This window comes from Curtobacterium herbarum (genome assembly GCF_016907335.1).
GTDB classification, from domain to species: domain Bacteria; phylum Actinomycetota; class Actinomycetes; order Actinomycetales; family Microbacteriaceae; genus Curtobacterium; species Curtobacterium herbarum.
This window is the reverse complement of sequence record NZ_JAFBBT010000001.1, coordinates 1,411,940-1,438,835: the sequence shown is the minus strand read 5'-3', so window position 1 is coordinate 1,438,835 and position 26,896 is coordinate 1,411,940. Positions and strand designations below refer to the sequence as shown.

Below are 26,896 nucleotides of genomic sequence, written 5' to 3'. Positions count from 1 at the left end.
GCGTCTGCTCCGTGGCCTCCGTAGACCGACCCCGGCGTCCGAAGATCGGGCGCATCCCGATCACCGAACTCGCCCCGACGACGCCGAACGGCTTCCCGGGCAAGGGCTTCGACGGGGAGGTGATCACGTTCGGTGCGACCGTCTTCCGGGAGGGGCACGGCATCATCGGCGCGGACCTCGTCCTCGTCCGCCCCGCGGGCCAGCAGCCCGAGACGACCCAGGCCGTCGCCCAGCAGACCCCCGCCCCGGCGGCACTGCAGGCCGACGAGCGCACCCTCCGCGTCCCGCTCACCCTCGTCGCCGCCGGCACCGACCGGTACGAGGCGACCGTGCAGGTCGAGGGCACCGGCGTCTGGGAGTGGCACGTCGAGGCCTACTCCGACGACTGGGCCACCTGGGTGCACGGCGCACGACTGAAGATCGCCGCCGGTGTCGACACCGAGTCGACCCTGCTCGACGGTGCAGCACTGCTCGAGCGCCAGGGCTCCGCCGTGGCTGTCCGTGCCGCGACACGGCTGCGGGACACCGACCTCGACCCGGCCGAGCGCCTCGCCGCGGTGGACGACCCCCGTGTCGTCGCCGAGATCGACGAGACGCCGATCGACTCGCTGCGCACGGCATCCGCCCTGCAGCTGCTCGACGTCGAGCGCACCCGCGCCGGCGTCGGCGCCTGGTACGAGTTCTTCCCCCGCAGCGAGGGCGCCAAGCGCAACCCGGACGGCTCGTGGAAGAGCGGCGACTTCCGCACCGCGGCCCGCCGGCTGCCCGCCGTCGCCCGGATGGGCTTCGAGATCGTCTACCTGCCCCCGATCCACCCGATCGGCCGCACCGCACGCAAGGGCCCGAACAACACGCTCGAGGCCGGCCCGAACGACCCCGGCAGCCCCTGGGCGATCGGCGGCCCGGAGGGTGGCCACGACGCCATCCACCCGGACCTCGGCACCGAGGACGACTTCCGCGCCTTCGTCGAGACGGCGAAGAACACCGGCATGGAGGTCGCCCTCGACTTCGCGCTGCAGTGTTCCCCCGACCACCCCTGGGTCACCGAGCACCCGGAGTGGTTCACGGTCCGCGCCGACGGCTCCATCGCCACCGCCGAGAACCCCCCGAAGCGCTACCAGGACATCTACCCGATCCAGTTCGACACCGACCCCGAGGGCCTGGTCGCCGAGGTGCTCCGGGTCCTGCGCCACTGGATCGCGTTCGGCGTCAAGGTGTTCCGCGTCGACAACCCGCACACCAAGCCGCTGTGGTTCTGGGAGCGCGTGATCCGCGAGGTCCGCGACGAGCACCCCGACGTCGTGTTCCTGGCCGAGGCGTTCACCCGCCCGGCGATGATGCGCGCCCTGGCCGAGACCGGGTTCCAGCAGTCGTACTCGTACTTCACCTGGCGGAACACGAAGGAGGAGATCGAGACGTACTTCGACGAGCTCTCCCACGAGACGAGCGCCTACCTGCGCCCGAACCTCTTCGTGAACACGCCGGACATCCTCACCGAGTTCCTGCAGTACGGCGGCCGCGCCGGCTACAAGGTGCGCGCAGCCCTCGCCGCGACCGGCGCCCCGACGTGGGGCATGTACTCCGGCTACGAGCTCTTCGAGGACGTCGCCCGCCCGGGCTCCGAGGAGAACATCGACAACGAGAAGTACGAGTACAAGCCGCGGGACTTCGCGCTCGCCGAGGCGGAGGGCGCGAGCCTCGCCCCGTACGTGACGATGCTGAACCGCCTCCGCTCGGCGCACCCCGCCCTCCGGCAGCTGCGGAACACCACCGTGCACAGCGCCGAGGACGACGCCGTCGTCGTGTACTCGAAGCACCTGCCCGGCCGGTTCACCCGGTCCGGTCGGGACGACACGGTGATCGTCGTCGCGAACGTCGACCCGCACTCGGCTCGTGAGACCACCGTGCACCTCGACCTCGCCGCCCTCGGGCTCGAGCCCGGCACCGAGTTCGACGTCCGCGACGTCGTGACCGGTGCCCGCTGGACCTGGGGCTCCTCGAACTACGTGCGCCTGGATGCCTTCCAGGAGCCCGTGCACCTGCTCGTCGTGGAAGGACCGCACCGATGACCGATCCCACCAACCCCGGGCAGCACCGCGCACCCCAGCAGGGTGCGCAGCAGCCGCCGCGTGGACCCGGTCTGCCGCCGGTCCCGCCGCCGCCCCCCGCGATCCCGCGCCAGGTGGTCCGCACCGAACCGAACACCTCGGCTCCCGGTGAGGACCTCCCCGGCGCGCCCGCGGCCGCGCCCGAGTCCCCGTCCCGCGACGTGCCGGAGTCGGCCACGCTCGCCGGCGGCCGGACGTCGGAGACGCCGGTCGGGACGGAGGCGACCAGCGCCTCCCGGACGGACGGCACGCCCGCCCCGTCCACGTCCGACAGCACGACCGTCGCCGCCACGGAGCCGGCCCCCGGCCCCGTCGACGAGTGGATCCGCCAGCAGGTCGCGGAGGGCCGCTGGTCCCAGCCGCACGACGTGCTCGGCCCGCACCCCGTCGACGGCGGCACCAGCGTCCGCGTGGTCCGCCACTTGGCGACCGCGGTCCGCATCGTCCGCCCCGACGGCGACGACGTCGAACTCCGTCACGAGGGCGAGGGCGTCTGGGCCGGCGCGACCCGCGGCGAACTCGGCCGGTACCGCGTCGAGGCCGACTACGAGGACGACGAGACCTGGACCACCGACGACGCGTACCGGTTCCCGCCGACGCTCGGCGAACTCGACCTGCACCTGTTCGGTGAGGGCCGCGACGAGCAGCTCTGGCACCACCTCGGTGCGCACGTGCAGACGGTCGACGGCGTCGACGGTGTGGCGTTCGCCGTGTGGGCGCCGCGAGCCACCGCCGTCCGCGTGATCGGTGACTTCGAGGGCTGGGAGGGCCGCACCACCGCGATGCGTCGTCTCGACGACCTCGGCGTGTGGGAGCTGTTCTGGCCGGGCGCCCTCGAGGGCCAGCGGTACAAGTTCCAGATCCTCACCGACAGCGGCTGGGTGGAGCGGGCCGACCCGTTCGCCCGCCGCACCGAGGTCCCGCCGCTCACCGCGTCCGTGATCACGAGCGCGCACCACACCTGGTCCGAGGGCGACGCCCGCTGGATGGCCGAGCGCGCCACCGCGACCACCCACGACGCGCCGATGAGCGTCTACGAGGTGCACCTCGGTTCGTGGCGTCCGGGTCTCAGCTACCGCGAGGTGGCGGACGACCTCATCGGGCACGTGCAGTACACCGGCTTCACCCACGTGCAGTTCCTGCCGCTCGCCGAGCACCCGTTCGGCGGCTCGTGGGGCTACCAGGTCACCGGGTACTACTCGCCGACCGCCCGGTTCGGCTCCCCCGACGACCTGCGGTACCTCATCGACCGGCTGCACTCGGCCGGCATCGGCGTGATCATGGACTGGGTCCCCGGGCACTTCCCGAAGGACGAGTGGGCGCTGGCGAAGTTCGACGGCTACGCACTGTTCGAGCACCCGGACCCCCGCCGCGGCGAGCAGCTCGACTGGGGCACCTACGTGTTCGACTTCGGGCAGCCGCAGGTGCGCAACTTCCTCGTCGCCAACGCGCTGTACTGGCTCGAGGAGTTCCACATCGACGGCCTGCGGGTCGACGCCGTGGCCTCGATGCTGTACCTCGACTACTCCCGCACCGAGTGGCTGCCGAACGTCCACGGCGGCCGCGAGAACCTCGAGGCGATCTCGCTCCTGCAGGAGACGAACGCCACCGCCTACAAGCGCTACCCCGGCATCGTGATGATCGCCGAGGAGTCGACCTCGTGGCCCGGCGTCACGCAGCCGACGAGCGCGGGAGGCCTCGGGTTCGGCCAGAAGTGGAACATGGGCTGGATGCACGACACGCTGCAGTACGTCGAGCGCGACCCCGCCCACCGGTCGTACCACCACGACGAGATCACGTTCTCGTTCGTCTACGCGTTCAGCGAGCAGTTCACGCTGCCGATCAGCCACGACGAGGTCGTGCACGGCAAGGGCTCGCTCTACGGCAAGATGCCCGGCGACGAGTGGCAGAAGCTCGCCAACGTCCGCGCGTACCTGGCCTTCATGTGGGCGCACCCCGGCAAGCAGCTGCTCTTCATGGGCCAGGAGTTCGCGCAGCCCTCCGAGTGGAGCGAGGCGAACGGTCTCGACTGGTGGCTGCTCGACGACCCGGGCCACCGCGGGGTGCAGGACCTGGTCGCGGAGCTGAACCGCGTCTACAAGGAGAACCCGGCGCTCTGGACGTTCGACTCCAGCGCCGAGGGCTTCGAGTGGCTGGAGAGCGGCGACGCACCTCATGCCACGCTCGGGTTCCTCCGCAAGGCGGGCGACGAGAAGCTGGCGGTCTTCGTCAACTTCTCCGGCGTCCCGGTCGAGCACCGCTTCGGGCTGCCCACGGCGGGCACCTGGAACGAGGTGCTCAACACCGACGCGTCGGCCTACGGCGGCTCCGGTGTCGGCAACCTCGGCTCGGTCGAGGCCGAGGACGTCCCCTGGGCCGGCCGGCCCGCTTCCGCGAACCTCGTCGTCCCCCCGCTGGGCGCCGTCTGGCTCCGCCTGGCCGAGTAGGGCCCCGCGGAACGCAACCTCGGCGTCGACTCGCAACGGTGTTCCGTTGCGGGACGGCGCCGACGTTGCGTTTCGGGGGGGGTGGGCTTGACGGACGGGAGGCCCGGTACCAGCTGGTACCGGGCCTCCTGTTCCGAGTCGCGCTGCTCAGGAGAGCGCGCTGCTCAGTAGAGCGCGCTGCTCAGTAGAGCGCGCTGGCGAGTCGCCGCCTGGCGGCGACGACGCGCGGGTCCTCGGCGCCGACCAGCTCGAAGTACTCGACGAGCCGCACGCGGAGCGCTTCGCGGTCGTCCCCGAACACCGTCGGGACGAGGTCCAGGAGCCGTCCGAAGGCGTCCTCGACGTGCCCGCCGCTGATGTCGAGGTCGGCCACGGCGAGCTGCGCCGCGACGTCCGCCGGACCGGCACCGGCGGCCGCCCGGATCTCGTCCGCGGTCTTGCCGGAGAGCCGGTCGAGCAGCGACACCTGGGCCAGACCGGCCACGGCCATCTGGTCGTGCGGGTCCTGCAGGATCGCGGTGCGGTACTCGCTGATCGCGGTGGCGTAGTCGCCGGCCTCGATCGCGTCGTACGCGGCCTGGTGGTGCGGCGGCAGGGGTTCCGGTTCCGGCTCGCCCTGCTCGGCGGTGTCCGGCTCGGGGGTGCCGTCGACCTGGACGCGGCCGGCGATGCCGTTCTGCTCCGCAGCCTGCAGGACCTGTTCGAAGACGTCGCGGACCTCGGCCTCGGGCAGGGCACCGACGAAGAGCCCGAGCGGACGACCACCGATGACGGCGGCGACGGTCGGGATCGACTGCGCCTGGAACGCCTGGACGAGCTGCGGGTTCGTGTCCGCGTCGACCTTGGCCAGGACGATGCGTCCGGCGTACTCCTCGGTCAGCCGCTCGAGGACCGGCGAGAGCTGCTTGCACGGGCCGCACCACTCGGCCCAGATGTCGACGATGACCGGGACGACGGTGGAGAGCTGGACGATGTCCTGGAAGCTCTGGTCCGTGACGTCCATCACCAGGGACGGGACGCTCAGGACGCCGTCGGTGGGAGCAGCGCCGGCCGGGCCGACAGCGCCGGCCGGGCCGCTCGCTCCGGCTCCGTTCGGGGCGCCGTTCGGTGCGCCTGCGCCAGCACCCTGGGGCGGACGCTGCGCCCGGTCGACGAGGGACGAGAGGTCGACCGCTCCACGCAAGCTGGACGGGGTCGGGGGGACGTTGGTCATTGCACCTCACTCGCTGCGATCAGGCCCTGGGTGAACCCGAGGAGTTCTATCTTGTCGTCCGAGCCCACCGGGGGCACGGAGAAGAGCAACTGGACGCCGTACGTGGCCGTCACGCCCTTGGTGCTCGAGTCCACGCCCGACAGCGCCTTCACGGCACCCTCGGTGTTGACCTCGGCGCCGGCAGCCGTCGGCGTGACCTTCTCGACCTCGTTGAGGTCCACGGACACGAGCGCGCCGGCGGTGTTCGTCGCGAGGGCCAGGGCCGTGTCCTCGGGCACCTCGGACGAGTACTCGATCTTCGCGGTGTCCGGCAGGGCCTTGGCCTTCTCGTCCTTGTAGGCCTTGCCGATCCGCGAGCGCAGGTCGTCGCCGTCGCTGGCGAACAGGTCGGCGGACTCGCTCTCGGAGTCCTTCGACAGGACGTCGCCGTAGGCGGCGGCGACGGCGTCCGGTGCCAGCGCCAGGAGCTTCGTGTCCGGCGCGAGCTGCGCGGCACCGACGGAGGTCGGCGCGAGCGACGGCAGCTGCGCGTCGGCCTCGAGGGAGACCGCGTACTCGGCCTTGTAGTCCGAGCGGGGGTCCTGCTGCACGAGGGTCAGCGCCTGCGGAGCGGTCTTCTTGTCGGTGCAGTCCGCGGCGACGACGGCGAACACAGTCCGCGGCCAGGTGTCGGTCTGCTGCGGCAGGGCCACGCACACGTCGTCGGCGGCCACGGCGGGCACGGCCTGCGCCTTGTCGTCGCCGTCACGGATCGTGTAGTTGGCCTTGCGGATCGCGAGCGCGGGACCGGTGAAGCGGGTCGCGGCGAGGTCGGCGTCCTTGTCGGCGTCGGCCTTCGCGGCGACCTCGGCGACGCGCGACACGATGCGGGCGATCTGCTGCTTCGTCGCGGCGGTCGAGGCGTCGGGGACGGCGGCACCGGTCGCCGTCGCGGTCGGCGTCGGGGTCACGTCCGCTCCGCCGCCCGAGGGCCAGTAGTCCGAGGAGCAGCCGCTCAGCACGAGTGCGCCGGCGACGAGCACCGGCACGGCGATCATCGTGCGACGACCGCGTCGGCTGCGCACCGGGACCTGGGCGCCGGCCGCGGCGGCACGACGGGAGGCACGGACTCGCGGCGGGCGACCGCCACCGCTCCGACGACGCGGACCACGGGAGCGGCGCTGGTGCAGGAAGGCCCAGACGAGCAGGACCAGGCCGCCGAGCACGAAGACGCCACCGGCGGTCAGCAGCGGTCCGACGGAGGGCGTCGCGGTGTCGCGCGGCCACGTCACGGAGATGTCCGAGGGGGCGGCGTCCGAGCCGTCGCCCATCACCACGAGCGACACGTCGGCGGGCAGTCGGACCGTGAACTGACGGGCATCGTCGTACTCCTGGTACCAGAGGTCGCTGCCCTTCGGGTCGGGCAGGTCGGATCCCGATCCGGTGGTGCGGGACTTCAGGGAAGCGTCCTCGGCGTCGTAGCGGAGGGTGGTGTGTTCGGCGTCACCGATCCAGGCGTCGACGTCGGAGGTCTTGCCGTAGGCGGCGAAGACCTTGCCGGAACCCGAAACGTTGATGCGCTGGTAGCCGGGGTTCGCGGTGAGCACGCTGCCGGGCAGGACGGTGACGGGGGCGGCGTTCGTCCCGCTCGTCGCCGCGACGATCGAGGTGGGTGGCGCGAACACGGTCCGCTGACCGACTCCCAGGCCGACGAGGAGCACCCCGATGACGAAGCTGACGATCGCCAGGACGAATCGCACGGATCTCTCTCCCTCCGCGCCGGGATGGGTGGATCGGCGCAGGACAACGGCCCAGGGTACCCAGGACAGCTGGGAGGCGCATCTCCCGGGTCCGCCGTCGGCCTCAGGAGCCGTCGCGGACGCACCACTACAATCGGGGTCCGGACTGCACGGGGTGGTCCGGAACGACCACAGGGAGCGACACGTGGCGAACGACGAGGCAGAGTTCGGGACCGAGCTGCGGGGCTACCGCAAGGACGAGGTCGAACGGGCTCTGAACGACCTCCGCCGCGAACTGATCAAGTCGAACACCGACCGCGCCGAGGCCGCGAAGGAGATCCGCCTCCTGCAGTCCCGCGTCTCGGACCTGCAGGGCGAGCTCGACGAGGCCGGCACCCCGACCTACAGCGGCCTCGGCACCCGGCTGGAGTCGACCCTCCGCGTCGCCGAGGAGCAGTCCACCCGACTGATCAGCCAGGCCGACATCGACGCCCAGCGTCTCCGTGCCACCAGCCGCACCGAGGCCGAGCGCACCCTCCGCGAAGCCCGCGACGAAGCCCAGGTGACGCTGGAGGACGCCCGCACCCGCTCGACCAACGAGCTGTCCCGCGCGCGGGCCGAGTCCGCCGACACCATCGAGCGTGCCCGGTCCGAAGCCGGCATCCTCGTCCAGGACGCCCGCAACGAGGCCGCCGCCGTCCGTGGTGCCGCCGTGACCGAGGCCGCCGAGGTCCGCTCGGTCGCCATCCGTGAGACCAACGCCCTGCGCGCCCAGGTCGAGCACGAGGTCGCCGAGCTGCGCGAGGTCGCCCAGCGCGAGTCCGCCGACGCCCGTCGTGCCGCCGCGGACCTCGACCGCGAGACCGAGCACCGTCGCGGTGTGTTCGAGGCAGACCAGGCCCGTCGCCTCGCTGACCTCGACCGCGAGGAGAGCACCCGCCGCGAGCAGCTCGACCGGACGCTGACCGAGGCCCGCACCGCGTGGGAGCGCGAGCACGGCGAAGCCCGTCGTGCCCTGGAACTCGAACTCGAGACCGGCCGGGCGGAGCTCGCAGCCGAGGTCGACCAGCGCCGCGCCGAGCTCGCAGCCGAGATCGACGACCGCCGCAGCGCCCTCGACGAGGAACTGGCCGCCGCCCGCGCCGAGTGGGACCGGGAACTCGCCGTCGCCCGCACCGACCTCGAGCAGGAGATCGCCGCAGCACGCGCTCAGCTCCGCGTCGACACCGAGCAGACCGCGGCCGAGAACGCCCGCCGGGTGCAGGAGACCACCGAGCGGATCGAGCGCGAGACCGCCGAGCACCTCGCGCGGATCGAGCGGGAGCGCGACGCCGCCACCGCCGAGGCCGAGCGCGCCGCCCGCGAGCACGAGAACGAACTCGCCGCCCGCCGGGAGCGCGAACACGCCGAGGTGGACACCGAGATCGCCGACCGTCGCAGCGCCGAACTGGACGACCTGTTCGCCGAACGCACCGCCCTCCGCCAGGAGATCGACACCGCGCGCGCCGGACTGGCCCAGGAGCGCGACGAGGTCCGGGCCGAGATCGCCCGCGAACGAGACGACGCACGCGCCGCCCTCGAGACCGAACTGGCGGCACGACGTGACGACGCCGAGCAGGAGTACCTCGAGCGGCATCGCGCCACGGTCACCGAGACCCAGAAGTACCTCGACGAGGCGAACCTGCAGCTCGCCGAGGCCACCCGCCGCGCCACCACGGCGCGGGAGACCGCGGACCGCCTCGAGCGGGAAGCCGCCGACCTGGCCCGCGAGCAGGAGTCCGCCGCGCAGGACCACGCGGCCGACCTGGTCCGTGACGCGCAGGAGCGTGCCCACCGGCTCGTCGCAGACGCCGAGGAGCGCACGGCCGAACTGCTCGCCGAGGCCGAGGACCGTCTCGGGGCGATCCGGACCGAGCGGGAGGCCGTGGCGGGCTACCTGGAGAACCTCCGGGGCGTCCTGAGCCACGCAGCAGGCGTCATCGACCAGCAGGCACCGGCACCGGGCGACCGCGTGGACGCCGACGAGCCGGACGCGACCGTCCGCTGACGGGCTGACGGGCCGACGGACCGACAGGCTGACGGGCTGACGGGCTACCGACCGGCGCTACGGGCGCTGGTCGGCCGCCGGCCAGTGTGTCGGCAGCGGCGCGCTCCCCGGCACGACGAGGTCGGCGATCGCGTCGAGCACGATCCGCACGTACCGCTCCCCCACCCACAGGTGCTTCGCGCCGTCCACGGGCACGACCCGGACCGTCGGAGCGATCGCGAACCGTCGCGCTGCCTCCTCCGGCTGCAGGAAGTCGTCGTGCTCCGGGACGAGGGCGACGACCGGCACGTCGACCGCGGCCCAGCGTGCGAGTTCCTCGTCCGAGGTGCGGTGCAGCGGCGGCGAGAGCAGGACCACGCCGGCCACGTGCCCGGCCTCGACGTGCTCGAGCGCGTGCTTCAGGACGACCTCCGTGCCGAAGGACCACCCGACCAGCCACGGCGTGGGCAGCGAGCGGTCGACGACGTCCTGCACGGCGGCACGGAGGTCGAAGCCCTCGGACACCCCGCCGCCGAAGACGCCCTCGGAGGTACCGCGCGGTGAGGTCACCGAACGGAAGTTGAAGCGCAGCACCGCGATGTCGGCCAGGGCAGGCAGTCGAGCGGCAGCCTTCTTGAGGACGTGCGAGTCCATGAAGCCCTGCGCCGTCGGGAGGGGGTGCAGCGCGATGACCGTGCCCCGCGCGGGGCGGTCGAGCGGCTCGGCGAGCTCCCCGACGAGGGTGAGGTGGTCGTCGGTGACCAGCTCGATGTCGGTGCGACGAGCCGGCAGCACGGTGCCGGAGCGGATCTCGACGGGGTCCGCGGCGTCGGTGGGTCCGGGTGTCATGCGATGCTCCAGCAGTGGTGGTGCCAGTGGCGACGCGCTGCCAGGTCGGCAGCGTCACCGAGGACGCCGTCCGCACGCCAGACCACGACGTGCGCGACACCGGGCTCGATCGTCAGGCCGCAGCCCGGGCAGACGTACTCCTTCTGCGCGGACGCCGCCGAGATCGGCTGGACCGACCACTCGCGACCACGCCGGTGTTCGGTGCGCCGCCAGCCGTTGAGCATGCGGTCGAAACCGGAGCCCTCCGGCTCGACGTCATGACCACGACCGCGTGGGTTCCGCGATCGGTTGCTCCGCGGCACCCCGATCGCCGATCAGTACCAGTTGTACGAGACGCTGTGCGCCCAGGCGCCGCAGGGGGTGCCGTAGACGCCGGTGATGTAGTTGAGACCCCAGGTGATCTGCGTCGCGGGGTTCGTCTGCCAGTCGGCACCGGCGGACGCCATCTTGCTGCCCGGCAGCGCCTGCGGGATGCCGTACGCACCGCTCGGGTTGGCGGCGTTGATGCGCCAGCCGGACTCCTTGTTCCACAGGGAGACGAGGCAGCTGTACTGGTCGTTGCCCCAGCCGCGTGCGGCGACCATCTGCTGGCCGATGGCCTGGGCGCTGCCCGGGTCCGGCGTGGCGACGGGCGCGATCGGCGTGTTGGCGACCGGCTGCTGTGCTGCCGTCGAGGACGACGCAGCAGCGTCGGAGTCCGGCGCTGCCGTGGGGGCCGGCGTCGCCGTCGGCGTGGGCTTCGGCGCCGGCTTGGTGACGTCGAAACCGTCGCGGGCAGCGTCGAAGTCGCCGTAGGTGCCGTGCGCCGAGAACTGCTGCGGCACTGAGATCGGCGCCGGCGCCAGGACGGGCGCTGCCGAGGCGGCGTCGGTCTGCATCGGGTTGAAGAGCGACCCGCCGACGAAGGCCGACACGGCGAAGAAGGAGAGGACCGGGATCGTCGAGCGCTGTCGGACGAAGCCGCCGAAGGACCGCGGAGCCGTCGGCTTCACCGGGGCGAGCGCACGGGTCCGTGCGACCCGGACGACACGCGGCGACTCCGTCGTCGGCGCGACCGCAGCTCGGGCCACGGCGGCGTCCGAGACGCGGTTCGCGGCGACGGACACCGGCGCGATGACGGGAGCGACGTGCTGCTCCGCATGCGGTGCAGTCACCGGACGGACGACCGGGGCCTCCGTCGTGTCGGTTCGGTTCTTCGCCGCTCGGCGCTCACTGACGATCGCGTGATCGTGCAGTGCGCGGTTTCCGCGGTCGGATCGCTGGTCTGCCGTGTGCCTGCCCATGAGTACGTCCACGATAACGGAACGATCACGGAAAGCGAAGCATCTGGGCCAGGTGAGTCGGATCGGTGCGGACGGGAGGCTCGGATCGGCTCCGGAACGGATCCTCAGCGAACGGCGAGCATGACCTCGACGACGGCGTCGAGGAGGGCGTCGACCTGCGCTTCGCGGTACCCACCGTGCTTCGGGCGGAACACCACCGAACGCACCTCGGTGAGGCTGAGCGGCTTGCCGTCCTTGAAGTAGCCGTGCAGCCGACGGGAGAACGCGTCCACGTCCTTCGGGTGGTACCCCGTCGTCAGGAAGCTGACCCGGTGGAAGCGCTGACCGTCCGGACGACCGAGCCGCGCCACGACGTCCGAGGCCTTGCCACGGGCCTCCGCGTACCAGGCCTTCTGCCCGACGTCGGAGATCTCCCGCTCCCGCTCACGGGCGGCGAAGGCGTCCTCGAGCCGTTCGAGGGCAGCGTCGACGTGCACCGTCGAGTAGCCGCCCTTCTTCATGGAGAAGGCGGTCGCGCGGATCTTGGCCGCCTCGATCCCGGGGGCGCTGTCGTTCGCCGTGTAGGCGCGGCGAGCGTCCTCGAGGAATCGATCGACCTCGTCGGAGTCGTAGCCGAGGACCGAGCGGGGGGCAGTCGGGAACGTCGATGGCACGGCGCCATTGTGCCAGGCTCCGACCGGTGCGCCACCTGGACGCGCTGGCTCCGGGCCCGGCGGCCCGACTTCAGTGGTTGACGACGAGGTACATCAGGTAGGCGATCGCGGCCGACGGCAGGATGCTGTCGATCCGGTCGAGCAGTCCCCCGTGCCCGGGCAGGAACGACGAGATGTCCTTGATGCCGAGGTCGCGTTTGATCATCGACTCGGTGAGGTCGCCGAGCGTCGCCGAGCCGGAGATGAGCACGCCGAGGATGATGCCGGTCCACCAGGGCAGCCCGAGCATCAGCCAGGTGACCAGGATGCCGACGATGATGCTCGCGCCGACCGAACCCCCGAAGCCCTCCCAGGTCTTCTTCGGGCTGATCCGCGGCGCCATCGGGTGCTTGCCGAGGTTGATGCCGGTGGCGTAGGCCCCGGTGTCCACCGCGACGACGACCAGGATGAAGCCGACGACCCACAGCTGCCCCTGCGGCTGTGCCGACAGGAGCACGACGCAGGCGCCGAGCAGGGTCACGTAGGCCTGCACGAACAGCCCGTTCGTCAGGTCTCGCGCCACGCTCGCCGCCGGCGGCTTCGTCCGCGAGAAGGCGACCTCGACGAGACGCCACAGCGAGATGAACACCACGCCGCCGAGCAGCGTGAAGAGCGCCCAGATCTGCCCGCCGAGGAACGCGGCCGGCACCGTCGCGATCGCGACGGCGACGCTCGGGATCCGGGGCACGTCGCGGCCCGCGAAGCGCATCGCACTCGCGAGCTCGTAGACGCCGAGCCCGAGCAGGAACGCCGCCACCACCATGAACGACGGCTTCCAGAGCAGCAGCGAGCCGAGCATGACCACCGCGAACGCCAGGGCGATCGCGATGGCTGCCGGCAGGTTGCGCCCCGTCCGCGCGGTCAGGGCCTCGTTCCGGGCACCGAACTCGGCCCGGCGCTGACGGATCTGCGCCTCGAAGTCGGTCCGGGCTGCCCTGGCCCGCGCATCGAAGTCCTGTCGGAACCCCGACATGCGGCGGTCATCAGATGTGGGGCGGTCGTCGCCCTGGTCGGGACGGCGCATCAGACCTCGAGGAGTTCGGCTTCCTTCTTCTTCAGCGCGTCGTCGATCTGGTCGACGTGCTTCTTCGTCAGCGCGTCGAGCTCCTTGTCGCTGCGGGCGATGTCGTCGTCGGACACCCCGCCCTTCAGCGCGTCGAGGTCGTCCTTCGCCTTGCGACGGATGTTGCGGAGGACGACCTTGTGGTCTTCACCCTTGCTCTTGACGATCTTCACGAACTCCTTGCGGCGCTCGGCCGAGAGCTCGGGGATCGTCACACGGACGATCTCACCGTCGTTGGTCGGGCTGGCACCGAGGTTCGGGAAGGTCGCGATGGCCCGCTCGATCTCCTTGAGCGCCGTCTTGTCGTACGGCGTCACGATGAGGGTGCGGGCTTCCGGCGTCTGCAGGGACGCGAGTTGTGCCAGGGGGGTCGGCGAACCGTAGTACTCGACCGGGATCTTCTGGAAGAGCGCGGCGTTGATGCGGCCGGTGCGGACGGTGCCGAAGTCGTCCTTCGCCACGTCGACGGCCTTCGCCATCTTCTCGGTCGCATCGGTCATGACGTCACTGATCACGGTGGTTCTCCTTCGGTACGGGTCGAGTCTAGTCAGTCGGCGACGGTGCGCCGGTCAGTTGCTGACCACGGTGCCGATGCGTTCGCCCTGGATCGCGGCGCGGACGTTGCCCTCGCCCTCCATGCCGAAGACGTGCATCGGCATGCCGTTGTCCATGCAGAGCGAGAACGCGGTGGCGTCGACCACCTTGAGGCCCTTGAGCAGCGCGTCCTGGTAGGTCACGTGGTGCAGCTTCTCGGCCGTCGGGTCCTTCTTCGGGTCGGCGGAGTACACGCCGTCGACGCCGTTCTTGGCGACGAGCACCTCGTCGGCACCGATCTCGAGTGCACGCTGTGCCGCGACGGTGTCGGTCGAGAAGTACGGCAGCCCCGCGCCGGCGCCGAAGATGACGACGCGGCCCTTCTCGAGGTGACGCTCGGCGCGCCGCGGGATGTAGGGCTCGGCGACCTGGGTCATGCTGATCGCGGACTGCACGCGGGTGGCCGCACCGGCCTGCTCCAGGAAGTCCTGCAGCGCGAGCGCGTTCATCACGGTGCCGAGCATGCCCATGTAGTCGGCGCGCCCCCGGTCCATGCCGCGCTGCGAGAGCTCGGCGCCGCGGAAGAAGTTGCCACCACCGACGACGATCGCGACCTCGACATCGTGGGCGGCGGCGGCGATCTGCTTGGCGATGGTGCCGATGACGTCCGGGTTGACGCCCAGGGAACCGGCGCCGAACGCCTCTCCCGAGAGCTTCAGCAGGACTCGTCGGCGTCCGGTCTTCTCGTCGGTCATGTCGGGACACCCTTCGTCGTGGTCTCGTGGAAATGTACTCGGTGCGCGGGGGCGCACGACAACGGGGCCAGGAACCGGTTGGTTCCTGGCCCCGTCACGGGTTCGTTACGCGCCGACCTTGACGCGGGCGAAGCCCTGGATCGTGATGCCGGCGTTCTCAGCGGCCTTCGCGACGGAGATCTTGTTGTCCTTCGCGTAGTCCTGGTCGAGGAGCGACACCTGCTTGACGTAGGCGTTCACCCGACCCTCGACGATCTTCGGGAGGGCGGCCTCGGGCTTGCCCTCCTCGCGCGTGATCGCCTCGACGGTGGCGCGCTCCTTGGCGATCTCGTCGGCCGGGACCTCGTCGCGCGTCAGGTACGTCGGGTTCGCGAACGCGACGTGCTGCGCGATCGAACGGGCCTCGGCCGCGTTGTCGCCCTCGTAGGCGACGACGACGGCGATCTGCGGCGGCAGGTCCTGGCTCGTCTTGTGCAGGTAGATCTCGAAGGAGGAGCCCTCGACGCGGCGGACCGTGCGGACCTCGAGCTTCTCGCCGAGCGCAGCAGCGTTCTCGTTGACGATGTCGAGCACCGTCTTGCCGTCGAGCGGGGCGGCGTTCGCGGCGGCGACGTCGGTGGCACCGGCAGCGGCGACCGCACCGAGCACCTTGTCGGCCAGGGTCGTGAACTTCTCGTTCTTCGCGACGAAGTCGGTCTCGCTGGCCAGCTCGACGACGGTGGCGGCACCGTTGTCGGCGGTCGCGACGACGACGCCCTCGGAGGTGGCGCGGTCATCGCGCTTGGCGACGGCCTTGGCACCCTTGATGCGGAGCAGCTCGACGGCCTTGTCGTAGTCGCCGTCGGCCTCGACGAGCGCGTTCTTCGCGTCCATCATGCCGGCCCCGAGGTCCTCGCGGAGCTTCTTCACGTCCTGTGCGGTGAAGTTTGCCATTGACAGGCGTCCTTTCTGGACTGTGCGTGTGTGGAGAGTGGGGAGCGAGGCAGGGGCGCCGGACCGGTGTCGGTCCGGCGCCCCTGGTGCTCACTCGGCGGGGGTGGTCTCCGCGGCGGCGACGGCCTCGGCGGTCGGCTCGGCGTTCTTCGCAGCGTCGGGGATCGGCTCGCCGATCTCCTTGTCCGCGACCTGCGCGTCGGCGTTGTTCTCCTGGACCGTGCTGCCCTCGGGGGCGGCGTCGGCGGCCGGGGTCGCGCTGTCGCCACCGAGGAGCTCCTGCTCCCACTCGGCGAGGGGCTCGGTCGGCTCGTCGTCGTTGCCACCGTTGTGGCGGGTCTTCAGGCCCTCGGCCGCGGCGTCCGCGACGATGCGGGTCAGCAGGCCCACGGAGCGGATCGCGTCGTCGTTGCCCGGGATCGGGTACGTGATCTCGTCGGGGTCGCAGTTGGTGTCGAGGATGCCGATGATCGGGATCCCGAGCTTCTGCGCCTCGTCGACGGCGAGGTGCTCCTTCTTGGTGTCGACGATCCAGAGCGCGCTCGGGGTCCGCGTGAGGTTGCGGATACCACCGAGGGTCTTGTGGAGCTTGTCCAGCTCGCGCTTCTTGATGAGGAGCTCCTTCTTGGTGAAGCCCTTCGTCGTGTCGTCGAAGTCGATCTCCTCGAGCTCCTTCATGCGCGCGAGGCGCTTGGAGACCGTCTGGAAGTTCGTGAGCAGACCGCCGAGCCAACGCTGGTTGACGTACGGCTGGCCGACGCGGGTCGCCTGCTCGGCGATGGAGCCCTGGGCCTGCTTCTTGGTGCCCACGAAGAGGATCGTGCCACCGTGCGAGACCGTCTCCTTGACGAAGTCGTACGCGCGGTCGATGAACGCCAGCGACTGCTGCAGGTCGATGATGTGGATGCCCGAGCGCTCGGCGAGGATGAAGCGCTTCACCTTCGGGTTCCACCGGCGGGTCTGGTGTCCGAAGTGGACGCCGCTGTCGAGCAGCTGGCGGATGGTGACGACGGCCATGTGCCGTCCTCCTTCTGTGTTCTCGGCGCACGGCATGACCGTGCACCTGGTGCGGTTGTGTCGACCACGACCGGAGGTCGTGGTCCCTGGTGCCCTGACACACAGCCGCCCGCTCGTGAGAGCGGGACCGATGGCCGCATGTGTTGCGTGGACACGCGAAGTCAGCGCGCTCGGCGCGCTGCTGGAGAAATGCTAACAGACGGGAGGCCCGGACCACGCGAGCCGTTCGGCTGACGTGGTCCGGGCCTCCCGTCCGGTACGGCGGTGGTGACTAGGCCTTGGCGGCGCTCGTCTCCCCCTCGGCGGAGATGCCCATCTCCTCGAGCGAGCGGCCCTTGGTCTCGGGGATCTTCGCGATGACGAAGAAGAACGAGATCAGTGCGAAGAGCGCGTAGATGCCGTACGTGACGGTGAGGTTGAACCCCGACAGGACCGGGAACGTGATCGTGACGATGAAGTTCGCGACCCAGTTGGCGGCCGACCCGATGCCGAGAGCGGTCGCACGGATGCGGTTCGGGAACATCTCGCCGAGGAGGACCCACATGAGCGGACCCCAGGTGGCGCCGAACGAGACCACGAAGAGGTTCGCGAAGATGAGCGCGATGACGCCCCAGGGACCCGGCAGGCTCGGCTCGCCGTTCACGATGTTCGCCTGCGAGAACGCGATCGCGACCATGGCGAGCGAGACGAACATGCCCGCGGAACCCGACACCAGGAGCGGCTTGCGACCGACCTTGTCCACCAGGAAGATCGCGATGAACGTCACCGCGACGTTGACCACCGAGGTGATCGTCGAGATGAGGAAGGACTGGCTCTCCTTGAACCCGACGGCCTGCCAGAGGGTGGTCGAGTAGTAGAAGATCACGTTGATGCCGACGAACTGCTGCAGCACGGCCAGGATGATGCCGACCCAGACGATGGGCTGCAGACCGAAGCGGTTGCCCCGGATCGAGCCCTTCTTCTCGTTGGCTTCCTTGGTGATGCCGTCCTGGATCTCCTCCAGGCTCGTGTTGACCGTGTCACGCGGCACGATCTTCGTCATGACGTCTCGTGCGTCGTCGGTGCGTCCCTTGGTGAGCAGGTACCGCGGCGACTCCGGCAGGGTGATCGCGAGGATGCCGTAGACGATCGACGGGATCACGCCGACCAGGAACATCCAGCGCCAGGCCGGCAGATCGGCGATCTCGGCCGAGGCGCTGCCCGCCGTGACCGCGAAGAACTGGTCGGAGAGCAGGGCGGCGAAGATACCGAGCGTGATCGCGAGCTGCTGGAACGAGGCCAGACGCCCACGGATCGCCTTCGGGGACACCTCGGAGATGTACGCGGGGGCGATGACCGACGCGGTACCGATGCCGAGACCGCCGATGAGGCGCCACAGGACGAAGTCCCACGTGGCGAACGCGAAGCCGGAGCCGATCGAGGAGACGAAGAACAGCACGGCTGCCCAGAACATCACGCGGGTGCGGCCCCAGCGGTCAGCGAGACGGCCGGCGAAGTAGGCGCCGAACGCACACCCGATGAGGGCCGAGGCGACCGCGAAACCGCTGGCGCCCTCGGACAGGTCGAACTCGCCCTTGATGGCCTCGACGGCGCCGTTGATGACGGACGAGTCGAAGCCGAAGAGGAAGCCGCCGACTGCCGCCGCGATGGCGAACAGCGTGACCTTCCCCTTGAACGCACGGTCTTCGCCGTGTCCGGTGGTCGTGTTCGACACGATGCTCCTGGATTCCCGCCGCCGTGCCGGGTGGTGCACGGTGCCCCGGCGGTCGGCTGGATCGCCGTCCGAGCGGCGTTGCGGTGTCCGGAGCGGCCCCGACAGTACCCCTTCTGCGGCTGGTCAGCACATCAGGTGTGGTCCATCCGGTCCCCTCCTGCACCGGACGGGAGGCCCGACGCACCGTCCACAGGTCGGTTCCGCCCCGCCCCGGGGCCGCGTCGGGCACGGGAACGTGGGTCCCGGGAGGTCAGATGTGGGCAGGGTGCGAGGGTCCGGGAGTTCGGCGGCTGGGCCGTCGGTCAGCGGTCGGTCAGCGGCTGGGCCGTCGGTCTGCGGGCGGTCGGCGGCTGGGTGGCGGCCGGGCGCCGACCTTCTGGGGCCGGCCGGGCGGCGGTCTGGGGCCGGCCGGGCGGCGGCGGGTGTCCGGTCCGGCGTGGCACGGCGTGGCGTGGCGTGGCGTGGCGGAGGCGGGTCCGGGCGGGTCCGGTGCTGCCGGGTGCGGTCGCGCTGGGTCCCCCGGTGACGGCGGCGCCCGTCGCCCTGCTGGTGCGCATCCGCCCGGGAGCGCGCGTCGCTCTGCCCGCGATCGTCGCCCTGACCGTGCTCGTCACCCTGACCGTGCTCGCCACCGTGCCCCTGCTGGCCTCGGTGGCCGGTGCCGCGTCGAGTCCGCCGCCACAGACCGCCGCCCAGTCGGCGGCTCGGTCGGCGGCTCGGTGGTCCTGGCCGACAGCGACCCGGGTCGTGGTCCGACCGTGGGAGGCACCCGCGACGGACTACGGGCCGGGACACCGTGGTCTCGACGTCCCGGCGCCACCCGGCACACCGGTGACGGCTCCGGCCGACGGCACGGTCGCGTTCGCCGGGCAGGTCGGCGGTCGCCCGGTCGTGACGATCGACCACGGTGGCGGGCTGGTCAGCACCCTCGATCCGGTCGTGCCGTCCGTGTCGGCCGGCGCGGTCGTCCGTCGTGGCCAGGGCGTCGGGACGGTCGGCAACGGACACTGTCCGGCGACGGCGCCGTGCCTGCACCTGGGCGCTCGGGTGGACGACCGGTACGTGGACCCCCTCCCGCTGCTGCCGAGGCCCGCGTGGCCCGTGCTGCTGCCGGACGGTCAGGCGCGGGGGTGAGCGGTGCGGTAGACCTCGCGGAGTCGGGCTGACGAGACGTGGGTGTAGATCTGCGTCGTGCCGAGGCTCGCGTGTCCGAGGAGCTCCTGCACGGCCCGCAGGTCCGCTCCCCCGTCGAGCAGGTGCGTCGCCGCGGTGTGCCGGAAGGTGTGCGGGCCGCTCGGTCCCTCGCCGGGCAGCGCTTCGAGCAGCCGGGCCACGATGCGGTAGGCGCTCCGGGTCCCGAGTCGTGCGCCGCGGTCACCGAGGAACAGGGCGGTGCCGGCACGGCCCGCGGGTGCGGGTGCGGGTGGCGGTGCGACCGCGCCGTCGGCAGCCCCGGCCGCCGTTGCAGCCGATGCCGCTGCGGCTGCGGCTGCGGCTGCGGCTGCGGCTGCGACGAGCGCGGGGCGTCCGCGGTCGAGCCACGCTCCGAGGGCGTCGTTCGCCGGGACACCGAACGGCACCACCCGCTCCTTGCCGCCCTTGCCGAGCACACGGACGGTCAGCCGGCTGCGGTCCACGTCCCCGAGGTCGAGTCCGACGAGTTCACTCACCCGGATGCCCGCGGCGTAGAGCAGTTCGACCACGGCGCGGTCGCGGAGCGCCGCCGGGTCGTCGTCGACGGCACGGATCGCGAGCTCGTCGAGCATCGCGCGCACCTGGTCCTGCGCCACGACACGGGGCAGGTGCGCGGCGCCCTTCGGTGCCCGGAGGCGCACACCCGGGTCAACGGTCAGCACACCGGTCTCGCTCGCCCACCGGGTGAAGGCCCGGACCGACGCACTGCGGCGGGCGATGGTCGACCGGGCGAGGCCGCGTCCGGTCGCGGCCCAGAGCCAGTCGCGGAGCACCTCGAGCGTGAGGTCGGCTGCCGTGAGGGCCTCCCGTCCGGCGGCGAACGCTACGAGGTCGTCGAGGTCGGCCCGGTAGGCCCGGACGGTCTGCTCGCTGAGACCGCGGCCGTGCCGACAGTGGTCCAGGAACACCCGGACGACGGCCGCGAGCGTCCCGCCCGCGTGCTCCTGGTCGTCGTCGGTGTCCCGCATGAGGCCAGGGTACGGCTCACGTGGTCGTCCATCCCCCGGGGCCCTTCTGCACCAGCCCCTGCAGTTCCGCCAGCGCCAGGGCGTCCGTGGTGTCGGCGAGGGACAGCCCCGACCGCCGGGCGACCTCGTCCAGCGGTGTCGGTCGTCTGGACGCGAGGGCATCGACGACGCGGAGCACCTCCGGGTCGATCCGCGCGCCGGCGATCGGGACCTCGGCCCCGGCGACGATCCGCTCACCCGACCACAGGCGCACTGCCGTCTCGGCCGGGTCGCGGGGCTGCACCAGGATCTCCGCCCGCCGGTCCGCGATCAGCCGGTGACACCCGACCGAGGCCGGCGACGAGTACGGCCCCGGCACGGCGAACACCGTCCGCCCCAGCTGCCCGGCGTGGTTCGCGGTGTTGAGCGCCCCCGAGCGAGCACCGGCCTCGACGATGACGGTCGTCGTGGCGAGGGCCGCGATCAACCGGTTGCGGGCGAGGAACCGCCAGCGCGAGGGTCGGGTCCCCGGCGGGCACTCGGCGAGCAGGGCGCCGTGCTCGGACACCGCACGCAGCATCGCGGTGTTGGCGGCCGGGTAGAGCTGGTCGATCCCGCCGGCGAGCACGGCGACGGTCGGTGCTCCCGCGGCCATCGCGACGCGGTGTGCGACGGCGTCGATGCCGTGCGCGCCCCCGGAGACGACGACACAGCCGGCATCTGCTGCGGCGGAGGTGATCTCGGCCGCGGCCTCGGCACCGAGGACGGTGTTCGCGCGCGACCCGACCACCGCGACCGACGGGCGTCCGGCGGCACTCGGGACGCCCCGTCGCCAGAGGACGAGCGGGGCGTGCGGCCCGAGGTCGTCGATGCCCGCGGGCCAGTCCTGGTCGCCCGGGACGACCAGTGCGCACCCGACCGCGGACGCTGCGGACAGCACCGCGTCGACGTCGAGCCGCTGGAGCCGTGGCCGCCACCGGGCGAGTGCCGGGACGAGCGCCGTCGCGGCCGACTCGACCAGACGCTCCCGGATCTCGTCCTCGTCACAGGCGGTGACCGCGGACCCCGTCGCATTCCGAACAGCCGCGCCCGCACCCGCACCCGCACCCGCACCCGCACCGACCAGCATCTCCGCCAACTCCAGTGGTCCGGCGTCGAGGGCAGCGAGCACGGCGCGGATCGAGCGGCCCGCTCCGAGACGTGCGACGAGCTGCCCGGCGTCGGCGTCCCCCGGCTCGACGACGGTCGACCACGCCAACCGGGCCAGGACCTCCTGACGCTCGTCGCCGTCGGCCGGTCCGACCGCTGAGTCCCGCAGCCGAGCGAGGACGGCATCGCGGTCCTGCTGCGACCGACCGGGCACACCGCCGCTCACAGCGCGGTCCGCAACGCCAGCGCCCGTTCGACGTGCCGCCGTTCCGGTCGGTCGTCCGCGTCGAGGTCGGCCATCGTCCAGGCCAGTCGCATCACCCGGTCCCACCCCCGCATGGTCAGTGTCCCGAGGTCGAGGCCCCGGTCGAGCAGGTCCGTCGCACCGGCGGCAGCACGGCCGTCCTCCCGCAGCCACGACCCGGTGACCTCGGCGTTCCGGGTCCACCCGGTCCCGCGCAGGCGCTCCACCATCCGACTCCGCGCCGCCAGCACGGTCCGTCGCGCGGCGTCCGTCGTCGGCGTCGTGCCCTCGTCGGCTCGGAGCATGCCGGTCGTCACCCGCGGGACCGCGACCCGGATGTCGATCCGGTCGAGCAACGGACCGGAGAGCCGCCCGAGGTACCGCCGGACCGCACTCGGCACGCACGAGCAGGCGGTACCTCCGGTGGACCCGGCGTTGCCGCACGGGCACGGGTTCGCCGCCAGGACGAGCTGGCACCGGGCCGGGAACTCCGCCGATCCCCCGGCACGGTGGACCGTGATGCGCCCGGCTTCGAGGGGTTGTCGGAGCGCGTCGAGCACGGCCCGCGGGAACTCGGTCGCCTCGTCGAGGAACAGCACACCGCGGGTCGCTCGGGACACCGCACCGGGCCGGAGCTGCCCGGTGCCGCCGCCGATCAGGGCAGCGGCGGACGCGGAGTGGTGCGGGGCCTCCCACGGCGGACGCGCCGTCCACGAGCGCTCCCCGTGGCCGGCGACCGAGCGGACGGCCGCGACCTCGAGTGCCGCGTCCGGGTCCAGGTCCGGCAGCAGCGCCGGCAGCCGTTCGGCGAGCATCGTCTTGCCGGCGCCCGGCGGTCCGAGCAGCAGGACGTGGTGTCCACCGGCCGCCGCAGCGATGACCGCGCGCACCCCGATGGCGTTGCCGACGACGTCCGCCAGCTCCAGCGACGGCAGCGCGTCGTCCGGCACGGGTGGTGGCAGGACGGGATCGGCGAACCCAGCGGGCAGGTCGGCGCCCGCGTCGATCGCCGCCGAGCGGAGCGAGTCCACCGCCGTGAGCGCGATGTCCGGCACCGCCCGTGCCTCGGTGAGGTTGCCCACCGGCAGGACGACCCGTTCGATGCCGGCGGCCCGCGCCGCCAGGACCACCGGGATGATGCCCGGCACCGGTCGGACCCGTCCGTCGAGCCCGAGCTCCCCGACGTAGACGACACCGCGGTCGGCCCCGGGCGCGGTGCCGGCAGCGGCCAGGACGGCCATCGCGATCGCCAGGTCGAACCCGGAGCCGCGCTTGGGGACGCTCGCCGGGGTCAGGTTGACCGTGATCCGGCGGGCGGGCAGCGGACAGTCCGCCATGGCCGCCGCGGACCGGACGCGTTCTCGGGCTTCGCCGAGCGAGGTGTCCGGCAGCCCGATGATGCTGAACGCGGGCAGCTGGCTGGTCAGGTGGGCCTCCACCTCGACGAGGCTGCCCTGCACGCCGACCAGCGCCACCGCCGAGGTACGTCCGATGTCGCTCATCCGAGCGCCTCGACGTGCTCGATCGCCACGTGGTCCGCGATCATCGTCACGGCGATGCAGTCGATCCGGATGGCCCGGGCCGTCTGTTCGCGGTGGGCGTGGAACCACGCGGGGACGAGCTGTCGGATGCGTGCGAGTTTCCGGGGCGTCACCGCATCGAGCGGGTGCCCGGTGGTCTGCCCCGTGCGGGTCTTCACCTCGATGAAGACGATCGTGTCGCCGTCCCGCGCGACGATGTCCACTTCGCCGCGGGCACATCGCCAGTTCCGGTCGATGATCGAGAATCCGTGCCGCTCGAGCCATTGGGCAGCTTGGTCTTCTCCGGCGTTTCCCGTCGCCCGGCGCCGATCACGCCCGCGAGGAGCGCCGTCCGGCTCCGGCCGGTCTGGCTGATTCGTCATGGCTCAACGATGAAACGGCGAACGAAACCATCGGGCCGGTACCCGCAATCTGTGGACAACTGAGCAGAACGACCGTCCTGTGCAGGAAGAAAGCGGCGGCAATGGTGCGCCACATGACAAAAGCCGGACAATTCCTCACGGAATGTCCGGCTCATGCCGTGACCAGCGATCGAACGCCGGTCGGATGCTCAGTGTGCGGCTGCGTACGCTTCCTGCACCTGCGTCGAGATACGGCCACGGGAAGAGACCTCGTACCCGTTCTCCTTCGCCCACTCGCGGATCTTCCCGAGTTCCTCGGAGTTCCCACGCTTCGGGGCGGACGGGCTCTTGCCCGCCGAGCCGGTGCGACGACCGGCGGTCTTGCGTGCTGCGGCGATGTAGTCCGAGATCGCGTCCCGGAACTTGTCGACGTTGTCGTTCGACAGGTCGATCTCGTACGACGAACCGTCGAACGCGAACTCGACCGTTCGGCCATCGCCAGCGGCGATCGGCGAATCGTCGAGATCGTCGACGAGCTGGACAGTGACCTTCTGCGCCATTTCTCACTCCTTCAGAGTCGTAATTACGACTCAGAGTATCGCAGCACAATGCCGAACGGTCGAATTCCCCGGCGAGCCCTACTCGTCGAGCGCGAGTTCCTTCGGCAGTTCGAGTTCTCGCGCGGTGAGTTCTTCGACGTTCACGTCCTTGAACGTCAGCACCCGGACCGACTTGACGAAGCGGTCGGAACGGTAGACGTCCCAGACCCACACGTCGTTCATCGTCAATTCGAAGTAGAAGTCGTGCTCGGTGTCGCGGCGGACGAGTTCGACCTCGTTCGCCAGGTAGAACCGCCGCTCGGTCTCGACCACGTACCGGAACTGCCCCACGACGTCGCGGTACTCGCGGTACAGGGCCAGTTCGACCTCGCGGTCGTAGTCGTCGAATTCTTCGTCATCCATGGCCCGCCCAGTCTAGAGCGAGGTCGGGCACATCACCGCCCGACCGGACGGAACCGGACTCACCCGTCGACGGCGTCCAGTTCCGCGAACCCGTCCAGGGCGACGCTCGTCGCCGCGTGCAGCCACGTCTTCCGGTGCAGCTCGTGGGGACCGACCGCGCGGATCGCGTCGTAGTGCGCCGTCGACCCGTAGCCCTTGTTCGACGCCCACGCGTAGTGCGGGGCCTCGTCGTGGGCCGCGATCATCAGGTCGTCACGGGCGACCTTGGCGACGACGGACGCCGCTGCGACGGACGCGCAGTCCCGATCGGCCTTCACCCGCACCTGGACGTCGAGCGGCCGGTGTTCCGCCGGCAACGCGCGGGTGAGCCAGTCGAAGGACCCGTCGAGGACGACCACGGCGCCGTCGAGCGAGACGCCGTCCTGCACGAGCGTCCCGATGGCACGGGACCCGGCCAGTCCGAGCGCGGCGACGATGCCCTGCTCGTCGACGACCTGCGCCGACGCCATGCCGACCGCGGTCCGTGCCCAGCGTGTGACCACGGGGACCAGGGCCTCACGGCGTGCCTGGCTGAGGAGCTTCGAGTCGGCGAGGCCCTGCGGCACCCGTCGGACGTCGATCGTGACGGCGGCGGCACCGACCGCGACCGGGCCGGCGATCGCACCGCGCCCGACCTCGTCGACGCCGATGACGGTGACCCGCCCGGCGGCGAGCAGCGACTTCTCGAGCCGCAGGGACGGCCGGACCGGCGTCACTTGTCCCGCTGCTCCACACCGGCGAAGACCTCGGGGTGGTCGTCCAGCCAGGTCCAGCGGTTCGTCGGCCACGAGATCACGAAGGCCCGACCGGTGACGTCGGACAGCGGCACGAAGCCCTTCGACGGGGTGTCGCCGTTGTACCGGGAGTCACGCGAGTTGTTGCGGTTGTCGCCCATCACCCAGATGGTGCCCTTCGGCACGGTGACGGAGAAGTCGGTCTGCGACGCGCGGGTGTCCCCCGCGGGCAGCTTGAGGTACGGCTCGGTGAGCGGGACCCCGTTGACGGACATCTGCCCGAGGTCGTTGCAGCAGCTCACCTTGTCGCCCGGCAGCCCGATGACCCGCTTGATGAGGTGGTCGTCGCTGTCGCCGGTGCCCAGGCCGACCTGCGTGAGCAGCCAGTCCGCCGCCTTGCCGATCGAGGTGGTCGGCTGCACGTTCGGCAGGGTCTCACCGGTGAGCCACCCGCCCGGGTCCTTGAACACCACGACGTCGCCGCGCTTCAGCTTGACGGCACCGGGGACCAGTTCGTTCACGATGACGCGGTCGTTGACCTGCAGGGTGTTCTGCATCGACTCGGAGGGGATGTAGAACGACCGGATCAGGAAGGTCTTCACCAGGAAGGAGACCAGGAGGGCCGCGATGAAGATGATGACGAGGTCCCGCAGGAAGGTCAGGACCCCGTTGCGCGGCTTCTTCGCCGTTCGTGGCCGACGGGCTTCACCCTCTGTCGTGTCCGTCATTTCCGCTCTCGTCGACCTGTTCCCGGCACCGCACCCGAGTTGGTTCCGCCCCGGCGGCGACGGGCTCCAGGAACGGACGAGCCCCTCGCCGATGCACAACCGTACATGGACGAGGGGCTCGCAGAGGAACCGGCTTCCCGGCGCTCCCTGTGAAGGCGATCAGTTGTCGCGCTTCTCCTTGATCTTGCGGCGGGCCGCCTTGCCGCGGAGTTCGCGGAGGTAGTAGAGCTTCGCGCGACGGACGTCACCGCGGGTGACGATCTCGACGTGGTCGATGATCGGGGAGTGCACGGGGAACATGCGCTCGACACCGACCTGGAAGCTCACCTTGCGGACCGTGAAGGTCTCGCCGATGCCGTGGCCCTGGCGGCCGATGACGACACCCTGGAAGACCTGGATACGCGAGCGCGTGCCTTCGACGATGTTGACGTGGACCTTGACGGTGTCGCCGGGGCGGAAGTCAGGGTGGTCGGTGCGCAGGGCACCGGCGGTCACGTGGTCGAGGAGCTGCATGATGGTGTCACTTCCTGCGGACGCACACGGGTCGCCGCGGATCGAATTCGGAAAAAGAACGAGACGTGCCCGGTGTCGGCGACTCCCCCGTGGCAGAGTCCAGCCAGGGCACGATCGTTCATCATGCCACACCGAGCGCACTGCAGCCAACC

25 protein-coding genes are annotated in these 26,896 nt (G+C 71.3%); 4 read left to right on the top strand and 21 right to left on the bottom strand.

Annotated elements, in window-relative coordinates; all coding sequences use genetic code 11:
- Nucleotides 1–11: 11 nt before the first annotated feature.
- Both JOD51_RS06960 and glgB read left to right on the top strand, forming a co-directional pair.
- On the top strand, nt 12–2,069 hold the full coding sequence (locus tag JOD51_RS06960) for a maltotransferase domain-containing protein (protein WP_204607608.1): 2,058 nt from the start codon (nt 12–14) through the stop codon (nt 2,067–2,069).
- Nucleotides 2,066–4,555 carry a 1,4-alpha-glucan branching protein GlgB gene (gene glgB / locus JOD51_RS06955; protein WP_239539799.1) on the top strand — a complete coding sequence of 830 codons (2,490 nt, stop codon included), beginning with the start codon at nt 2,066–2,068 and terminating at the stop codon, nt 4,553–4,555. The genes JOD51_RS06960 and glgB overlap by 4 nt, the downstream gene beginning before the upstream one ends.
- 181 nt (nt 4,556–4,736) lie before the next feature.
- Here glgB and JOD51_RS06950 read toward each other — a convergent pair whose 3' ends face one another.
- Both JOD51_RS06950 and JOD51_RS06945 read right to left on the bottom strand, forming a co-directional pair.
- Entirely contained in the window at nt 4,737–5,768 is a 1,032-nt protein-coding gene (locus JOD51_RS06950) for a tetratricopeptide repeat protein (RefSeq protein WP_204607607.1), read from the bottom strand.
- The gene (locus tag JOD51_RS06945) at nt 5,765–7,507 is read right to left on the bottom strand and encodes a DUF8094 domain-containing protein (protein ID WP_204607606.1); all 1,743 of its coding nucleotides are present in this window, start codon (nt 7,505–7,507) and stop codon (nt 5,765–5,767) included. The genes JOD51_RS06950 and JOD51_RS06945 overlap by 4 nt, the downstream gene beginning before the upstream one ends.
- A gap of 184 nt (nt 7,508–7,691) precedes the next feature.
- Between JOD51_RS06945 and JOD51_RS06940 the strand changes: the two genes are divergently transcribed.
- A complete protein-coding gene (locus JOD51_RS06940; protein WP_204607605.1) occupies nt 7,692–9,533 on the top strand; it encodes a coiled-coil domain-containing protein in 1,842 nt (613 codons plus the stop codon).
- Between the two features lie 57 nt (nt 9,534–9,590).
- Here JOD51_RS06940 and JOD51_RS06935 read toward each other — a convergent pair whose 3' ends face one another.
- From JOD51_RS06935 to JOD51_RS06890, 10 genes are all read right to left on the bottom strand, one after another.
- Nucleotides 9,591–10,361, bottom strand: coding sequence for an alpha/beta hydrolase (locus JOD51_RS06935; protein ID WP_204607604.1), 771 nt, complete (start codon nt 10,359–10,361; stop codon nt 9,591–9,593).
- On the bottom strand, nt 10,358–10,663 hold the full coding sequence (locus tag JOD51_RS06930; protein ID WP_372377793.1) for an Rv1322 family protein: 306 nt from the start codon (nt 10,661–10,663) through the stop codon (nt 10,358–10,360). Before JOD51_RS06930 ends, JOD51_RS06935 begins: the two co-directional genes overlap by 4 nt.
- 12 nt (nt 10,664–10,675) lie before the next feature.
- A complete protein-coding gene (locus JOD51_RS06925; RefSeq protein WP_239539797.1) occupies nt 10,676–11,515 on the bottom strand; it encodes an aggregation-promoting factor C-terminal-like domain-containing protein in 840 nt (279 codons plus the stop codon).
- A gap of 233 nt (nt 11,516–11,748) precedes the next feature.
- Nucleotides 11,749–12,297: a DivIVA domain-containing protein gene (locus JOD51_RS06920; protein ID WP_204607603.1), complete on the bottom strand. Its 549-nt coding sequence runs from the start codon at nt 12,295–12,297 to the stop codon at nt 11,749–11,751.
- A gap of 70 nt (nt 12,298–12,367) precedes the next feature.
- Entirely contained in the window at nt 12,368–13,309 is a 942-nt protein-coding gene (locus tag JOD51_RS06915) for a phosphatidate cytidylyltransferase (RefSeq protein WP_204607602.1), read from the bottom strand.
- A 50-nt stretch (nt 13,310–13,359) separates the two neighbouring features.
- On the bottom strand, nt 13,360–13,914 hold the full coding sequence (frr, locus tag JOD51_RS06910) for a ribosome recycling factor (RefSeq protein ID WP_204607601.1): 555 nt from the start codon (nt 13,912–13,914) through the stop codon (nt 13,360–13,362).
- Between the two features lie 54 nt (nt 13,915–13,968).
- On the bottom strand, nt 13,969–14,688 hold the full coding sequence (gene pyrH, locus JOD51_RS06905; RefSeq protein WP_204607600.1) for a UMP kinase: 720 nt from the start codon (nt 14,686–14,688) through the stop codon (nt 13,969–13,971).
- Between the two features lie 105 nt (nt 14,689–14,793).
- Nucleotides 14,794–15,621 (bottom strand): translation elongation factor Ts, encoded by an 828-nt coding sequence (gene tsf / locus JOD51_RS06900; protein ID WP_204607599.1) that lies wholly within the window; start codon nt 15,619–15,621, stop codon nt 14,794–14,796.
- A gap of 90 nt (nt 15,622–15,711) precedes the next feature.
- On the bottom strand, nt 15,712–16,638 hold the full coding sequence (rpsB, locus tag JOD51_RS06895) for a 30S ribosomal protein S2 (RefSeq protein ID WP_204607598.1): 927 nt from the start codon (nt 16,636–16,638) through the stop codon (nt 15,712–15,714).
- 271 nt (nt 16,639–16,909) lie between these two features.
- Complete coding sequence (locus JOD51_RS06890) at nt 16,910–18,352, bottom strand: sugar porter family MFS transporter (RefSeq protein ID WP_307839415.1); 1,443 nt, start codon at nt 18,350–18,352, stop codon at nt 16,910–16,912.
- 522 nt (nt 18,353–18,874) lie between these two features.
- On the opposite strand from JOD51_RS06890, the gene JOD51_RS17540 reads away from it, so the two are divergent.
- Nucleotides 18,875–19,486 (top strand): murein hydrolase activator EnvC family protein, encoded by a 612-nt coding sequence (locus JOD51_RS17540; protein ID WP_204607596.1) that lies wholly within the window; start codon nt 18,875–18,877, stop codon nt 19,484–19,486.
- Here the strand turns inward: JOD51_RS17540 and JOD51_RS06880 are convergent.
- From JOD51_RS06880 to rplS, 9 genes are all read right to left on the bottom strand, one after another.
- Nucleotides 19,471–20,514, bottom strand: coding sequence for a tyrosine recombinase XerC (locus JOD51_RS06880; protein ID WP_204607595.1), 1,044 nt, complete (start codon nt 20,512–20,514; stop codon nt 19,471–19,473). The genes JOD51_RS17540 and JOD51_RS06880 overlap by 16 nt on opposite strands.
- Before the next feature lie 16 nt (nt 20,515–20,530).
- Nucleotides 20,531–21,868 (bottom strand): DNA-processing protein DprA, encoded by a 1,338-nt coding sequence (dprA, locus tag JOD51_RS06875; RefSeq protein ID WP_307839413.1) that lies wholly within the window; start codon nt 21,866–21,868, stop codon nt 20,531–20,533.
- Nucleotides 21,865–23,388: a YifB family Mg chelatase-like AAA ATPase gene (locus JOD51_RS06870; RefSeq protein WP_204607594.1), complete on the bottom strand. Its 1,524-nt coding sequence runs from the start codon at nt 23,386–23,388 to the stop codon at nt 21,865–21,867. Before JOD51_RS06870 ends, dprA begins: the two co-directional genes overlap by 4 nt.
- The gene (locus JOD51_RS06865) at nt 23,385–23,789 is read right to left on the bottom strand and encodes a YraN family protein (RefSeq protein ID WP_204607593.1); all 405 of its coding nucleotides are present in this window, start codon (nt 23,787–23,789) and stop codon (nt 23,385–23,387) included. Before JOD51_RS06865 ends, JOD51_RS06870 begins: the two co-directional genes overlap by 4 nt.
- 188 nt (nt 23,790–23,977) lie before the next feature.
- On the bottom strand, nt 23,978–24,328 hold the full coding sequence (locus JOD51_RS06860; protein ID WP_204607592.1) for a histone-like nucleoid-structuring protein Lsr2: 351 nt from the start codon (nt 24,326–24,328) through the stop codon (nt 23,978–23,980).
- Between the two features lie 78 nt (nt 24,329–24,406).
- A complete protein-coding gene (locus tag JOD51_RS06855; protein ID WP_110826150.1) occupies nt 24,407–24,730 on the bottom strand; it encodes a DUF2469 family protein in 324 nt (107 codons plus the stop codon).
- Nucleotides 24,731–24,789: 59 nt separating this feature from the next.
- Nucleotides 24,790–25,485 (bottom strand): ribonuclease HII, encoded by a 696-nt coding sequence (gene rnhB, locus JOD51_RS06850; protein WP_204607591.1) that lies wholly within the window; start codon nt 25,483–25,485, stop codon nt 24,790–24,792.
- Complete coding sequence (gene lepB / locus JOD51_RS06845) at nt 25,482–26,231, bottom strand: signal peptidase I (RefSeq protein ID WP_204607590.1); 750 nt, start codon at nt 26,229–26,231, stop codon at nt 25,482–25,484. The genes rnhB and lepB overlap by 4 nt, the downstream gene beginning before the upstream one ends.
- 159 nt (nt 26,232–26,390) lie before the next feature.
- Complete coding sequence (gene rplS / locus JOD51_RS06840; RefSeq protein ID WP_110826147.1) at nt 26,391–26,744, bottom strand: 50S ribosomal protein L19; 354 nt, start codon at nt 26,742–26,744, stop codon at nt 26,391–26,393.
- Nucleotides 26,745–26,896 lie beyond the last annotated feature (152 nt).